9 protein-coding genes are annotated in these 16,868 nt (G+C 29.5%); 6 read left to right on the top strand and 3 right to left on the bottom strand.

The window, feature by feature from the left end; all coding sequences use genetic code 11:
• Positions 1-120 precede the first annotated feature (120 nt).
• The 3 genes from CJ670_RS04475 to CJ670_RS04465 all read left to right on the top strand — a co-directional run bounded on the left by CJ670_RS04475 (position 121) and on the right by CJ670_RS04465 (position 7,829).
• Complete coding sequence (locus CJ670_RS04475) at positions 121-4,638, top strand: Calx-beta domain-containing protein (RefSeq protein ID WP_105939012.1); 4,518 nt, start codon at positions 121-123, stop codon at positions 4,636-4,638.
• Between the two features lie 67 nt (positions 4,639-4,705).
• The gene (locus tag CJ670_RS04470) at positions 4,706-7,066 is read left to right on the top strand and encodes a hypothetical protein (RefSeq protein WP_105939011.1); all 2,361 of its coding nucleotides are present in this window, start codon (positions 4,706-4,708) and stop codon (positions 7,064-7,066) included.
• Positions 7,067-7,226: 160 nt separating this feature from the next.
• Positions 7,227-7,829, top strand: coding sequence for a response regulator transcription factor (locus CJ670_RS04465; protein WP_105939010.1), 603 nt, complete (start codon positions 7,227-7,229; stop codon positions 7,827-7,829).
• A gap of 32 nt (positions 7,830-7,861) precedes the next feature.
• Here CJ670_RS04465 and CJ670_RS04460 read toward each other — a convergent pair whose 3' ends face one another.
• Positions 7,862-8,821, bottom strand: a complete 960-nt coding sequence (locus tag CJ670_RS04460; protein WP_105939009.1) for a tetratricopeptide repeat protein — start codon at positions 8,819-8,821, stop codon at positions 7,862-7,864.
• 37 nt (positions 8,822-8,858) lie between these two features.
• Positions 8,859-11,423: a TolC family protein gene (locus CJ670_RS04455; protein WP_105939008.1), complete on the bottom strand. Its 2,565-nt coding sequence runs from the start codon at positions 11,421-11,423 to the stop codon at positions 8,859-8,861.
• Positions 11,424-11,739: 316 nt separating this feature from the next.
• On the opposite strand from CJ670_RS04455, the gene CJ670_RS04450 reads away from it, so the two are divergent.
• Genes CJ670_RS04450 through CJ670_RS04440 form a run of 3 tightly spaced genes read left to right on the top strand, consistent with a single transcriptional unit; the run spans position 11,740 to position 14,786 of the window.
• Positions 11,740-12,969 carry a DEAD/DEAH box helicase gene (locus tag CJ670_RS04450; RefSeq protein WP_228154200.1) on the top strand — a complete coding sequence of 410 codons (1,230 nt, stop codon included), beginning with the start codon at positions 11,740-11,742 and terminating at the stop codon, positions 12,967-12,969.
• A 1-nt stretch (position 12,970) separates the two neighbouring features.
• Entirely contained in the window at positions 12,971-13,606 is a 636-nt protein-coding gene (locus tag CJ670_RS04445) for a UPF0323 family lipoprotein (RefSeq protein WP_105939007.1), read from the top strand.
• Position 13,607: 1 nt separating this feature from the next.
• Positions 13,608-14,786: a glutathionylspermidine synthase family protein gene (locus CJ670_RS04440; RefSeq protein WP_105939006.1), complete on the top strand. Its 1,179-nt coding sequence runs from the start codon at positions 13,608-13,610 to the stop codon at positions 14,784-14,786.
• 11 nt (positions 14,787-14,797) lie between these two features.
• Here the strand turns inward: CJ670_RS04440 and CJ670_RS04435 are convergent, their stop codons facing one another.
• On the bottom strand, positions 14,798-16,822 hold the full coding sequence (locus CJ670_RS04435; RefSeq protein ID WP_105939005.1) for a methyl-accepting chemotaxis protein: 2,025 nt from the start codon (positions 16,820-16,822) through the stop codon (positions 14,798-14,800).
• Positions 16,823-16,868 lie beyond the last annotated feature (46 nt).

Raw genomic sequence — 16,868 nt, 5'->3', positions numbered from 1 at the left:
TAATACTAGCTTCAAACTGCTTATATTCTAATAAATTTTTCTAAAGAGTACCTAGTGGGGTACTGTTATTAAAAAATATATTTTTATATTATTCAAGGATAAAATTCTAAGGAGAAAAGAATGTCAGCAAAAGTAGGAATAGTACAAGAAATAAACGATGGTAACTTTTTTGTAAAAGATAGCTCAGGAAATACGAAAGAGTTGAAAAATGGAGATATTATATATGAAAACGATGTAGTGTTTTCAGATGGTTCAAACTCTAATTTGGCACAAATAAAGATAGCATTAGAAGGTGAAGATATAATAGTTTTAAAAAATGGAGTACAACAACTTTTTGATTCAAGTTTAATAGCTTCAACTTTTGGAAATGAAGAGATGGTTTTTGCAAAAGAGTCACTAGATGCAATGCTTGATTCACACTCAGATATGACAAATGTATGGAGCAACCTAAATGAAGAAGGTTTTTCTGATTACCAAGATATTACAGAAGAAGAGACTACAGCTGGAGAAGAAGAGGAAGAAGTTCTTGAAGAAGGAAGCATTGGACAATTTGCTCTTAGAGATGGTGCTTTAGTAGATGTTATTAGTGATTTAAGAAAAAAATCATGGGTACGAACTCAAGACTATAGAGAGGTTGAAAATAGTGAGGCATTAGAAGAAGCTTCACTTAAACCTTTGGGTGGAATTGATTCTATAACTACGGTAACACCTCCTTCAACTATTCCAGTAACTCCACCGCCTGTTACTCCACCAACAGTAACACCTCCTCCACCTACTCCAGTGCCTATAGCAAATTTGAGCATAGATGATATTACTATGTATGAACAAGATGGATATATGGTATTTACTGTAACTTTAGATAGACCTGCAAATGGAAATATCTCTGTAAATTTTGCCACAAGCAATGGTACAGCAGAATCTGGAAAAGATTATACACCTACAACAGGAGTTATTACAATTCCAAGCGGAAGTTCTACTGCACAAATAAGAGTTCCTATAAATGATGATTACTATTATGAAAATAGTGAGCAGTTTAAAGTAACTTTAACAAATCCAACAGGAAATGTAAATATGGTAAAACCTGTAGGAATTGGTACAATTTTAGATAATCCACCAACAACAGAAAAAACTCCAACTACAAACAATACCCCAGATAGTGGAACAGGAACTTATGATAGTGGTGATACTGTATATGTAAAACTTGTAAATAGTGCTACAGTAAAAGAGGGAATAGATGTTAATGATGATTTAAAAAAATCAACTTTAAAACACTATATTCAACTTGTAGATAAAAATGGAAACCCTGTAGTTATACCTACTGGGAAAAGTATAACTGTAGAGCTAGAGTATAAAAATATTTTAGGAACAGTAACAAAGAACGATTTTCAAGATGGTGATTTTCAAGAAGGTGTAGATTTAAAAAATAAAGTTACTATAACTTTGGATTCAAATTCACCAAAAGATGCGAATGGTGTATATATAGTAGATATAAAAAACCCTGCAATATATGATGGAGATGATGAAGGTTTAGAGATTTATGAACTAACTATTGGTAAAATCACTCAAAATGGAAATCCATTTGAAAATGTGACAAAACACCCAACAGAAAATACAGTAACAGGTGCTATATATGATACTGTTCCAGATAATGCAAAAATAGAGACAACAGAAGATAAGTCAAAAGATTTAACTATATCAAGCAATATAAAAGATATGTTTGTGGACAATGGAAAAGGGTTTGTAAAAGTTCCTCCTAATGGACAAGTTATATTATATGACAAGGATAAACCAATAGGAACTATCACTTATGACCAAAGTGGTAACAAATTTACTTTTACTCCAAATGAAGATTATAGTAACTATAAAAATGCAGATGATATTAAATTTTTATATTATGCTGTAAATAATGATGACTCAAGAGAGTTCAAAAATGTTACAGTTGAAGTAACACCAGTTGCAGATGCTCCAACTATAACTGTAAATAATGTAACAACTTATGAAGATAATAAAAACACTCAAGAGGGACAACATAAAATTGCTTTAGGATTAATAGTTCCATCACTTTCAAAAGACCTAACAGATAAAAATGGTGGTGCTGGAGATCATCCTGAAAGAAATGGTGAGATAACTCTTAAGTTTACAAATGGTTCAAGTGTAACTGGAGCAAAACTATTTAATGGAAATAGTAAAGTTGCAAATATTTCATCAAATAATCAAGAGATAAAAGTTGTGATAGTAACACAATCAGAAACAAAAGATGTGGATTATACTTATCATCATAAAGATATAACAGCATCAAATCCAAGTGGAACAGTTTTATATCTTACAAAAGATGAGTACAAAAACTTAAAAATCCAACATGCAGAAGACAATGACACAGATATAAAAATAAATATTGGTGTAACATCTTATGAGCTTGATGATGATGGTAAACCATTAAATGCATTAGATTCAACATATCCAGATAGAACAAATACAGATTTATCTAAAACAACAAATGCAGAGATGAAAGTAGTTATTCTTCCTGTTACAGATGATATCTCTATCAAATGGGATAGTACTTCAAAAGGTACTTATACAGAAGATGGTAAAACATATACCTTTAACCCTATGAATAAGGCAGAAACCAACGAATTGTATATAGATGACATTATGTCTGCAACAAGTGGTGCTTTACATGGAACTGGTGGAACAAAAGGCGATTTAGATGGAAGTGAAAAAAGAACTTATATTGTAGAAGGTTTACCAACTGGTACAATAGTAACTATTGGTGGGCAACCTGTAACAGTTGGTGCAGATGGAAAAGCAACAATAACATTTAGTGATGCAAACAATAAAGAACTAGACCATAGCGATTTCAAAATCGAACTTCCAAAATACTATGCAGGAACTGTAAATGGAACTATCATTTTACAAGTAAAAGACGAAGGGGTTACAGGAGAAAGTCAGCAAGATACAACAGATTATGGAGTGAAAGATAGTAGTGGTAATCCACTTTTAGGAGTTAAAGAAGACTCTGTAAACTTTGAAATAAATGTAATGCCAGTTGTTATAAGTGACCCATCAAACGAAACTATTCAAATAGCTCAAGCTATTGGAAATGAAGATGCGGGAAGAGGTAGCAAAGATGGTGAAACTAACAATGTTCACAATAAAGAGGGAAATGAAGTTTCAAGTAGTGGAAATATTACAAATCCAGAAAATGGTTTAAAATTAAATATTGAGCCAAAAGGTTCAAAATTAGGAGCAAAAGGTGAAACTGCAACTATTTGGATAGATAAAGTACCTGTTGGTGGAAGTATGTATATCTATGATAACAGTACAAAAGCATACAAACTAATCGGTGTTGAAGGTGGTAAAGTATATGAATATACAAAAGATAGTAACAATGAATATACTGAAAAAACAGAATTAATTGGTGGAAAAAGTGACAATATCTCTGTTACTTTAAATAGTGATAATACTTATAAAGTAGAGATAAAAGATTATCAAAATTTAAAATCACCAGATATAGAATTACCAACATTTATACCACCACACAATGATGACAAAGATTATATTTTTAAAATCTCAGGTGAAAAAGTTTCAAGTGCTGTTATAGATGGGCAAACAGTAGTTAGTACAAAACCTTACAATAGTGGAAGCACTCTTGATATGAGTGTAATAGTAAAAAATATTGCAGATGAACCTATAAATACAGAGCTTGTAGATGGAGATAAAATTGTAAATATTAGTGGAACAAACTATATAAAAGCTACTGAAGATATAGAGTTTAAACTAGCAGATATTTATAAAAATGGAACTCCTAGCTCTTTTGATGATGTCGGTGCAGAAGTTTTATCTATAAAAATCACTCTTCCAGATGGTGTTACTATACTAAATGGTACAAAATACCATATAGATGGAAAGGATTATGTAATAAAATCTTCTGAATTAAAAGATATACAATTAGTATTCGATAAAAACTTTAGTGGAACTACAGGTGAAATAAAACTAAAATATATCACAACAGAAACAGAAAAAGAAAATAGCAGTAAAACACACTTTGAACAAACGGTAAAACTATTTGTAACTCCAGTGGTAGATGGAGAACTACAAAATAAATCAGAAGCGACGGAAGAAATTGGTGTAAATTATATTGATGCTAATGCTGGAAAAAGCTTCTATAAACTAGATTTAGGAATTATAAATAACGATGGCGATAATGATGAATATATAGATAGTATTAAGTTTTCTGTTCCAACAAATGGATATGAACTTTATATTAAAAATGATGATACTTTTACAAAAATTGTCTCTACTAACAATTCAATCTATAAAGCAAATCTAGGTAATATTTATGTACAAGTAAATGAACATTTTAGTGGGGATGTTTCTGTAGGTATTGAAGAGTATACAATAAAAGATAAAACAACAAATGATACTTCAGGTGAAGTATCAAAACCTGCAGAAAACTACATACATACTTTAACTATAAATCCAGTTACAGATAAACCAGATATTACTGTAAATGATACAACAACTACAACTTCTGAAAAAGTTACTGTTGATAATAGTGATAAAACAAAAATTACGATTTCACAAAATAGTGCCGAGTTTACAGTACAAGTAAAAACTACAAGTAAAAACTACAAGTGATGATAAAGATGGGAGCGAAACAGTTCAAAGAATAGAAATCACAGGTGTTCCAAAAGGTGTAGAAATAGTGGGTGCTAGATTTGAAGGATACAAAGGTGGTTCTGGTGTATGGGTTATAACAAATCCATCGGATAAAACACTAGACGATGATGGAACATTTTCAGATATTAAATTTATAGTTCATAATGGTGGTGATTTTGGCAATAGAAATGTAACTATAAAAACATTTACAAAAGATGGAACAGCTTCGGAAAATAATGATTTTGTAAATATTACTCTAAAAGATAGCAGACCAGAAGGAGATAAAGATGGAAATGGAACTGATGTTTTACCAGACTTTACACTAAATCCATTAGAAAAAGATATTTTTGAAGATATGGGAAGAGAAAATGGCGATCTTAATGGTAATCTTTTACTTGGTAATTTATTTGATGTAAATAGCTACACTGTATCAAATCCAGTAGACAATGGTTACAACTGGGCAGTAACATTTACAGATATTCCAGCTGATTCTGAAGTAATAGGGCTTAATGGTAGAAGTGTATATAGTTATAAAGAAACTGTAGACAGTGTAGAAAAAACTTATTATGTAGTTTCTGGAACAACATCTACAGCAGTAACACCAGATGATATTAAAAATGAGTTAAACAATGTTCAAATACTATTACCAAAAGATGTAAACTCAAAACAAGATGCACCGCTAAAATCTGATTTTAATATCACAGGTACAATATCTGTTACAAAAGGTGGAAGCTCATATCAAAGTGGTGAGGCTAAAATAGAAGATAGGGAGATAGCACCTGTAACAGATGCAATGACTGTAACTATTACAGCAAATAGTATAAATGAAGATGGTACAAGCAATATAAATATAAATCTATCAAATCCAAGCGATGGTTCTAAAACGGAGCTAGGAGATACTATTAGTATAACTGTTATTGAAAATTGGAAAGATATAGCAGATGGTGGTGGAACAAATGGAACTTTAACTGTACCAGCTGGATACAAAATTTCATCTACATCTACTGATTTAAATGGAAATAAAGTATATAATATTCAAAAAGATCCTATATCTGATTTTAGTGTTGGAGATATAAATGGATTAACATATACACCTGCATCAAATAGAGATGGAGAAGTTAAATTTGAAGTAAGTGTAAAAAATAATGAAAAGGAAAGCAGTGTAACACTAGATTCTAAAGGAGATAAAACTATAACAGTTGCTCCTGTTATTGATACAGTTTTAGAATTTAGTACGGTTGTAGCAACAGGAACTGAGGATTTAGCTCTTGTTGGATTAGCAAACCCATTAAAAGTAACAATTACTGCTAGTGGTGGTGCTGATGCACTAGTTATTACAGATAAATCTGAAACTTTAGGAAATATTGTACTAGATAAAATACCAAATGGTATGACAGTTTGGTATATGGATGGTGGAAATCTTAAAATGGCTACAAATATTGGAACTTCAACAGAAAGCTATACACTAAATCCAAATGGAGACAATACAAATGTAGGTGTAAATAAATGGCTAATCCCAACAGTTGGAAGCAATGTCATACCAGAAATATATATAAATGCACCAGAAAACTGGGCAGGAACTTTTGACTTTGATGTTAAATTATCTGTATATGAGCAAAATTTGGCAACTCCAGTTGGGCAACAAATAACTGCAACTGGCACAATAGCTGCTGTTGCAGATGGTGTTACTATTGCTCCAACTCAAGTAAATGGCTCAGTATTCTCTTGGGTAGCACTACAACTAAATGCAAATATGAAAGATGTAGATGGTAGTGAGGTTATGAATCTTGAATTAACAGGACTTAGTGCAAGTTCTCAGTTTAGAATTAAGGATGGAGCAGTTTTAAATGGTACACAAGCAGTTTGGGATGCAACTAATAGTAAATGGACTATTACAGGTATCAAATATGATGAGATAAACAAAATCCAATTTACAAATGATAAAAAGGTAGATAGTGTAGGAATTAAAGCTTGGACTCAAGAGCTAGATGCAGATGGAAAGCCTTTTTCTACAGATGTAAAATCAACAGAAGGAGATGCTACTTTCAAACTGGAATTAGGAAATGCAAGTACTTCAAACTTTATTCTTGGTAAAGATATAAATATTGATTTTTCGGCTATAGATAATGAGCAACTAAAAAATCTTACTATTATTGACTTAAGAGTTGATGGTAAAAACGAACTTTTAAATTTGAAACTAGAAGATATATTAGATATGGGTAAAAAAGAAAATGACGGTAAAATTAACCTTGAAATATTAGGAACTAATCAAGATAAAGTTTCATTTGCAGATAGTGCAAATTGGACTAAAGCAAATGAAGTAAATCAAGATGGTTTTTGGGAGTATACAAATACGGATTCTTCTGTAAAAGTACAGATAAAACCAGAGATAGAACAACCGTTATAGCCCAAAATAGAATTTAGTTGAAGACACTATAGTTATATTGTAAATCTAGTTCGGAACAGGGACTTTAGTCCCTGCCCAATTACAATATATTTTTAACCAAAAAACAAGTGAAGATATAATAATATATCGTATTATTAATTACATGAAAGTAGAATAAGCTATGCAAGTTTTTATATATGCAGACAATCTGGAAATTATTTCAAGATGGGAAAAAATTTTAAATAAAAAATACCATACAAACATAATTTCAAATGAAGAAGATTTTTACCTTACAGAAAATTCTCTTTTAATAATTCTAGCTTCTATAAAAGCTAGAAACAAAGAGATTATGGTAAAAAAACTTCAAAAAAATAAAAATCTAATTTTGATTTTAGATGAAAATCCAAGCTTTAGCAAAGCAAAAATATGGCTGAATGAAGAAGTAAATGGATATGGAAATGCCTATATGCAAGATCTGTTTTTTAATTCTGCTGTTGAGACTATTATTTCTGGTTATTCATGGCTAAGCCCACAAATAGCTCATGAGCTATTTGTAAATATATCACAAAATAAAGATAATTTTGAAAAACAAGATGATATTTTCTCAAATCTTACTTCAAGTGAGGTTAATATTGCAAAGTATTTGAAAATAGGTTATAAAAATATTGAGATAAGCCATGAGCTAAATATATCAGTAAACACAGTAAAAAAACATATAAAAAACATATACACGAAATTAAATGTAAGCGATAGACTCTCTTTATTAAAACTTTTTATACAATAGTTTTAATAAAGATTAAAGGTGTTTAATAAAAATTAAACACCTTTTTTACAACTATTTGGAACTTCTTTACATAATATTGATAAATTATTTGTAGCACTTTCAAAACCTTGTTCTGATGCCTTTTTCCAGTACTCAATAGTTTTATTAATATTTTTTTCTACTCCATCGCCTTTTAAATACATTAAGCCCAAATTAAACTGAGCATTTGCATTATTTCCTTCATCTGAAGCCATTTGATACAATTTAAAAGCTTCTTTTAAATTTTTTTCTACACCCAAAGCATTTTGATACATTAGCGCCAAATTTAACTGTCCCAATGTATTTTTTTGATTTGCTGATTTTTCAAACCAATTAAATGCCTCTTTATAATCTTGTTTTGTAGCAATTCCTTGTTTATACATCACACCCAAATTTGCTTGAGCAAATGCATTTCCTTTGTTAGCAGACAACTCGTACCATTTTTTAGCTTCTGTATCACTTTTAGCGACACCCTCACCTAATCTGTACATTTTCCCAACTCTATATTCGCTTAAAATATGCCCTTGTTGTGCAGCTTTTAAAAACCAAGAGAAAGCCTCTTTTAAATCTTTTTTAGCTCCTTCACCTTTTTCAATCATAGTTCCAAGCATATATTGAGCTTGTGAATAATTTTTATTTGCAGCAATTAAAAGATATTTATATGCTTCTTTGTTGTTTTTAGCAACACCCAATCCATTTTTATAAATTAGAGCCAAATTGTATGCACTCATAGTATCATTTTTATTTGCAGCTTTTAAAAACCACTCTCTAGCTTTTGTATAATCTTGTTCAACACCATCACCTGCTGCATAAATTAAACCTAAGTCAAACATAGCTTCAATCTCTCCTTGTGAAGCTAGTTTTTCATAACTCTCTACAATTTTATTTGTAGAGTTACTTGAGCTATTATTTACATTACTATTTGCCAAAAGTAGTGTTGTAGCAAGTAGTATTGATATAACTATTTTTTTCATTTCTTCCCTTTAATTTTTTATTTTCAACACTATCTTTCTATTTTTTTACTAAAATAGCCTCTATTCTTCTATTAGCAGCTCTTCCCTCTTCTGTATCATTACTCATTATTGGTTCTTCAAAACCTTTTCCTGTAGCTATTATTCTTGAAGATGGAACACCATTTTGAACTAAAATATTTTTAATAGCTTCGGCTCTTTTTAAAGATAGTTCTAAATTGTATTTAGCACTATTTTTGTAACTGTTTTTATTACTTTCGCTTCCACTTTGACTTGCATGTCCTGTAATACTAGCTTCAAAATCTTTATTTTCTAACAAATAATTAGCAAAAGCTTTAACTTTTTCTACACTACTTTCTATTACTCTATCGCTATCATTTTCAAATAGTACTTCAAGATTTATAGTATTTGGACAACCTTTTTCATTTACCATTTGACCGATTGGAGTATTTGGACACTCATCAAGTTCATTTATAACTCCATCACCATCGCTATCATTGTTTGTATTTGAAGATTTTGGAACATATAAAGCTGCTACAACAACATCATTTAAACTTCTATCACTTCTAACTGTTTGTGTGTATGTTTTATCTAAATCAGCTCTTGATTGTGTAACTATTATTTTTTCATCTACACCTTTTTTTACAAGTTCTGATTTAAGAGAGTTTGCATATTCTAAACCTTTATCAAAACTTGCTTCTTTATTTTTTGTAACTCTTGTATTTCCTATTAGAGTTACAACTGCGTTTGTACCGTTGTACTCTTTAAGATTTTTTGCCATTTCATCTATTTTTGCTTCATCTTTGTTGTTCATATTTACAAAGTCAAATCTTTTTATCATAGCAAAATCATCGTACATTAGATGTTTATCTAGTGTTGTAGATTCTATATTTTTATTTGCTGCAACATTAAACTCATAGTCATAAAGTCCAAGTTTTTCAGATTTTTTTGGACTATCTTCACCATAAGCTAAAACATTGTTTATATACTCACCGCTTGTCATATTAAATTTATTTTCAGTTCCAACAGGACAACCATCTACTCCTACAACTGCACCAAATGGAGTATCTGGACATTTATCTGCCTCATCACTAATTCCATCAAAATCACTATCTTGTTTCTCTTTACTACAACCATCTGGTCCAATATCATTATTTCCTACAACAGAGTTATCACAAATATCAAGATGATCTACAACTTTATCATTATCAACATCCAATAATACAGGAATCTCATCTTTCGCCAAATCAAGTGGATTTGTAGTTGTTTTTATAATTTTTGCATAATCCTTATCATCTAAAACTGAACTAACAAGCATTCCCATAGCATCTAAAATTCTATATTGTGCAAAAAGTCTATCCATTTGTGCATTTATAATTTGTGCTTTAGAGCTTATTAGGTCATTTTGAGCAGATAAAAGGTCAAGAAGTGTTCTTCTTCCCATCTCATACTCACTTTGATAACTAGAAAGAGTCTCTTCTGAATATTCATAATATTTATATAGTTCAGTTAGTTGTTTTCCTAGCATTTCATATGCACTCCATGAAAGCTCTAAACTCTCTATTGTTTGTCTTTTTAAATCTCTTTGAAGCTCAAGTTCTTTATTTATTGTACTTCTACTTTTTTGTAAATCAGCACTATGAGCTCCACCTTTAAATAAATTCCAATTTAAAACAGCATAAATTCTTTGTCTATCATCAGCACTATCAAAGCCATTGTCTTTTGTATAGTCATTAAACATTTGTTCAGCTTCTATATCAACACTAGGCATAAATTTACTTTTTTTCTCTCTATAAAGTGCTTGTGCACCTTTTATATTATAACTACTTACAATCATTGAAGGATTATTTTGTATTGCTATCATTGTAGCTCTTGCTTTACTTTCAGGCATTGCAAGGTCAAGTTTTGGAACTTCAAGAGTTCCTACATTTACACTTCTTCCATAAACTCTTTTAAATTTAAACTCTTTATCCATTGTATTGTTTTGTTGAACAACCATATTTGAATTTGCCAAAGATAAAGATGCATATATTTTTGTCATCTCTGATTTTGTTGTAAGTCCTTGGTCATAAAGAGATTGTACATCTTCATAAATTTTTTTATTTATTACAACATTATCTTTTGCATTTTGCAATAGTTGATAACTTCTTAAAAGATCAATATAAGCTTGTGTCATATTAAATGATATATCATTTGCATTTTCTAAATAGTGATAAGCAGCTCCAAAAAGTCTAGCTTCTTGATAATTTATTTTTTCTGTTGTACTAAAACCATTGAAAATATTTTGTGTAAGTTTTAATGAGTTTGTATAATGAGAGTATGAACTATCTCTTACAGTATGGTTAAAACTAGAATTTCCACTATCTTTTAAATCACCACTATTATTTCTTCCAATAGTTCCTCTATAATCTAAAGATGGTAACCATTCAGATTTTGCAATATTTAAATCTTCTCTAGTTTCGTTTAGGTTTTTAAGCCTCTCTTGAACAACTGGATTTGTATCTAAAACTTCATTTAAAGTCTCTTTTAAAGTTAAAGCATTTGCACTTATAGAAAATAAGCAAGTAGCTGTAACCACACTTAAAATAACTTTTTTAACATTCATAACTCTTTCTCCTATTTTTATTATTCGTATTTTATAAGCGAAATTGTAGCAAAAATAATTTATTTTTTTACTTAAAATATATAAAAATATTATTTTATTGAAATATAATTTTGATTATTACATTTTTAAAGGGTTTATGAATATAAATAATTTTTAAATATATTAAATATTATTAAATTTAGTAAAAAAATAGATACTAAACTTAAATCTAATTTCAACTTCGCTACAATATATAATATTTTTTACCAAAGGATTTTTTATAAAAACTTTTCAAAACTTAAAACTAAATGAAAACATTTTAAAAGCAATTGATGATTTGGGATATACAACCCCAACTGCTATTCAAGAAAAAGCAATTCCTATTGCATTGAAAAAAAGAGATATTATAGGAGTTGCAAAAAGTGGAACTGGAAAGAGTTGTGCCTTTTTGCTTCCTATTTTAGAAGATTTAATAAATGAAAAGAGTAAAGATGAAAAACAAAATAGTGTTTTAAGAGCTTTAATCTTAGTTCCAACAAGAGAATTAGCAAAACAAATTGCAAATGCAGTTGATGATTATTCAAAATATATTGACATTAAAAAAGTTGCTATTTTTGGTGGAATCTCAATAAAAGATCAAGAAAAAAAACTAACTAATGGAGTTGATATTGCTGTTGCTACAACAGGAAGATTACTTGAACATATAAAAAACAATACAATAAATCTTTCAAGTGTGCAAAGAGTTGTAATCGATGAGCTTGATACAATGCTTGACATGGGATTTTTAGAAGAAGTTGAACAAATTTTGCCACATATTGGAAAAAATAGACAAATTTCAATGTTTAGTGCAACAATAAATTCAACAGTAAAAAAACTTGCAAAAGAGTTTTTAAAAGAGCCTGTTGTAATTGAAGTTACAAATCAAAGAGGTCATGTTGAAAAAATTGAACATCAAATAGTTCTTGTTGATGAAGATAAAAAAAGTGAACTTCTTTCATATTTAATAGGTTCAAAAAATATATCTCAAGCATTAGTTTTTGTAAATAGAAAACTAGAAGCCGATGATTTAGTAAAAAATCTTAACCTTGATGGATTAAAAGCATCTTGTATCCACGGAGATGTAAGACAAAGTTCAAGAGCTTTGGCATTGAGAAAATTTAAAGAAAAAGAACTTAGAGTTTTAGTTTGTACAGATATTGCAGCAAGAGGAATTGATATTGAAAATCTTCCTTGTGTAATAAATTTTGCTCTACCTGACACAATAAATGACTTCACTCATAGAGTTGGAAGAACTGCACGTGCAGGAAATGATGGAGTTGCTATAACACTTTTAAGTGTAAGAGATTATCAACTTATGGCAGAAATAGAAAAAGAGTTGTTGCTTAAAATTCCTAGAGTTGAGCTTGAAGGTTTTACTACAAAAGAGAAAAAACCACGAACAAAAATAAGAGAAAAAAAATCTATAAAAGAAAAAAAATCTGATTCAAAACAAAGAGAAAGTAAAGATAAAATAAATAATAAAAAAACAAATAAGACTAAATTTAGAAAAACAACAAAGAGAGGATAATATGCAAAATAAAAATATCAAAACATTAAAAGAGTTAGCAAAAAAAGGTGGTCTTGCTACATTTTTAATTTTAGGATTAAATGCTTGCAATGATAACTCAAATCAAAATAACCAGTCAAATGGAACTTTTACAAATGCTAGTCAACAAGAGGGAGCTTTTGTTGTAGTAGAAAAAGGTAGTGATGGAAGCTACAAAATAGCAGATGAATTTCCAGCAGCAAAAACTACAATAGTTCTTAGAAATCCAGATGGGACTGAAAGAATTTTATCACAAGAAGAGATTAATAAACTTGTAAAAGAAGAAGAAGCAAAAATAGATGCTGGAACATCAGCTCTTACAAATCCAGAAATGAGTAGTGGAGGAATGGGTCTTGGTGGAGTTTTACTATCTTCAATAGCAGGAGCAATGATTGGTTCGTGGCTTGGTAACAAACTATTTAATAATCAAAACTTCCAAAACCAAAAAGCAGCTCAATACAAATCTCCACAAACTTATAGTAAATCTCAAAGTTCATTTAATAAACCAACAAGTGGAGCTGGAACTACGAAAAAAAGTGGTTTTTTTGGTGGAAATAATCAAAATTCAAGCCAAAGTAATAATAGTAGCAAATCAGCAACTCAAAGCATTGGAGGTTGATATGAAATTAGAAAAATTAGAAGCACTAACACCTGAATATTTAGAAAATATTGGCTTTACTTGGCACACAGATAGTGATGAGAGTTCATATATTTCTGATAAGTTAGTTGTAATATCTGAAAATGAAGCAAATGCTTACTATGAAGCAACAAATGAACTTTATGATATGTTTGTTGAAACTGCTCAATTTGTAATAGACAAGGAACTTTTTCACGAACTAAATATCCCTTTTAATCTAGTAGAGCTTGTAAAAGAGTCTTGGGAAAATGATGTTCATTGGCATTTATACTCAAGATTTGATTTAGCTGGTGGAATAGATGGTAAACCAATTAAACTAATTGAGTTTAATGCAGATACACCAACTTCACTTTTTGAAACAGCAATTATTCAGTGGGCAATGCTAAAACAAAATGGTTTAGATGAAGCAGCACAATTTAACAATCTTTACGATGCACTAAAAGATAATTTTAAAAGAATAATAACACTAAATAGTGATATAGAAAATTTTGATGAGTACTACTCAAAACTTGGTTGGAAAATACTATTTTCTAGTATTTCAACTTCGAGTGAAGATATAAATACTACAAAACTTTTGGAGCATACTGCACAAGAAGCTGGTTTTAATACAGATTTTGAATTCATTGAAAATGTCTCTTTTAGTGATGATGGTATTTTTAAAAATGATGAGCTTTTTGAATTTTGGTTTAAACTTATTCCTTGGGAAAATATTGGTATTGAAGAGGGTGATTTAGCTTTGCTTTTAACTGAAATAATAAAAGAGAAAAAAGCTATTATATTTAATCCTGCCTATACACTAATCTTTCAATCAAAAGCATTTATGAAGATTTTATGGGATTTATATCCAAATCATCCACTTTTACTTGAAACATCTTTTGAACCACTAAAAGGCAAAAAATATGTAGAAAAAAGAGCCTTTGGAAGAGAGGGAGCAAATGTCAAAATTATAAACACAGATGGTTCAACAGATGTAGAAACTAGTGGCGATTATGAAGGGCATATGCCAATTTATCAAGAGTATGTAGAGTTTCCAAAAGATGAAAATGGTGACTTTTATCAAGCTGGAGTTTTCTACTCTTATGAAGCTTGTGGCTTAGGATTTAGAAGAGGTGGAAAAATATTAAATAATATGTCAAAATTTGTTGGACATATTATTAAATAAAAAGCGGGAGTTTAAAAACTCTCCCACTCATCTGAATTTACTTTTTTATCTTCTACTTTTTTATCTTCTATTTTTTCTACTTTATTTTCAGTACTATTTATAGTTGAAGAACTCTCTTTTTTACCATTTTTAAACATTTTTACAAAATCATCTTCAACACTATTTTTACCAGGAAACTCTTTTGAGTTTGTATTTTCAAGTATTTTTTTAGCCATAGAAGAAGCTTCTCCTGCAATATCACTAGCAACTCTAGCAATATTAGCATTCTCTTGAGTTTGTTTGTCTAAAGATGAGACAGCATCATTTATCTGCTCAACACCTCTTTGCTGCTCTTTTGAAGAGCTTGTTATATCTTGTATTAATGAAATAGTTTGATTTATAGAGTTATTTAAACCTTTGTATCCATCTATCATACTACTTGCTATTTGTTTTCCATCATTTGCTTTTGATGTAGCACTTTCAACTATATTTTTAATCTCTTTAGCAGCTTCTGCACTTCTACTTGCAAGATTTCGCACCTCTTGAGCAACAACAGCAAATCCTTTTCCAGCTTCTCCAGCAGTTGCTGCTTCAACAGCAGCATTAAGTGAAAGAATATTTGTTTGAAATGCTATTTGGTCAATTACTGAAATTGAGTCATTTACTAAATTTACTTGAATATTTATCTCATCCATAGACAAAGCAGTTTTATTTGCTAAATCTTGCCCCAAAGATGCAGCATTTGTAACATTTTTTGCAATATTTGACATCTCATTTATTTTATTATTTGAGTTTGCAATACTACTTGTAACCTCTTCTAGTGCTGCTGCTGTCTCTTCTAATCTTGTTGCTGCATCGTTTGAACTATTGTTTAATTTATCAACATTTAATAGCAACTCATTTGAAGATTTATCTAAAATAAGACCATTTAGCTTATCTTTTTTAAGCATATCGTTTATGGCACTTCTTAGTTGATTTATATTATTTATTAAAGCTTCAAAAACTCCACCTTTTTCAATTCCATCTAGCTTTAACTCTTCTCTATAGTTATATTTTACATACTCTTCTAAGATATTGTTTACTTGTATAAAGTTTTGTTTTGTAGAGCTTATCATATCATTTATACTATCTTTTAATGTAGACAAAATCTCATCTGAAGTATCTTCTTTTATCAACTGGCTGTAATATCCATGTTTAACTCTATTTACAACAACAAAAACATCATCTATAAGTTTTTTATCTTCTAAAGTTCTATTTTCTATAACTTTTATATTATCATTTACAATTTTTGCCATAGCTCCAAATTCATCGCTATTTTGAATATCTATATATTCAACTTTTGAGTTATGTTTATTCATAAAATCAAAAAATGATGTAAGCCCTTTTTTAAACTTATTTAACGATGTAATAATATCTCTTGATAAAAGAAATAAAGACAAAATAACTATTAAAATAATAACTAAAGACTCAATAATTATAATATTTTTCAAACCTTTCATCTGCTTGTTGTAAAGTTCTGATTGAAGTTTATAATCTTCCTCTTTCTCTTTTATAAGCTTAGAGAAATTTTCTCTACTTTTATTTGCCAAAGGCGTTGCATCTTTTTTATAAGCTTGATACATTGCTGCTAAAACTTCTGGAGTTCTATCAACAGTTTCAAGAGATTTCATCTTTTTATATCCATCTTCTATAAAATCAAGAACTGTTTTTTTTACTTCCAAAACAACATTTTTTTCAGCTTCATTTTGAGAAGTTTGAAGTAAACCATCAAAAGATTTTATTATATTTCCCCTACTCTTCTCTAAGTTCTTTATATTATTTTCGTACGCATTTCCAAGCATAATATCTCTTGAATTTCTAGCTACAAAATTTAATTCTTTTTCAACTTCCAAAACATAAAATTTACCAGTAACTGCCCTATCTTTAAATATATCAAAGTTCTTTTCTGTATTTAAAAGATTATTAAACTTCAAAAGTCCTGTAATAAAAATTGTCACAAAAATAACAATAGCAAATAGCATCATCTTTTTTGCAATAGTAAAATTTAACCCTTCCATGTATCTCTCCCTTTGTGTTTGAATGAGATTTAATATAACATAATTA

The organism is Arcobacter cryaerophilus gv. crypticus (genome assembly GCF_002993025.1).
GTDB classification, from domain to species: Bacteria; Campylobacterota; Campylobacteria; order Campylobacterales; family Arcobacteraceae; genus Aliarcobacter; species Aliarcobacter cryaerophilus_B.
Note: the sequence above shows the minus strand (reverse complement) of the source record. Positions and strands in the feature narration are given on the sequence as shown.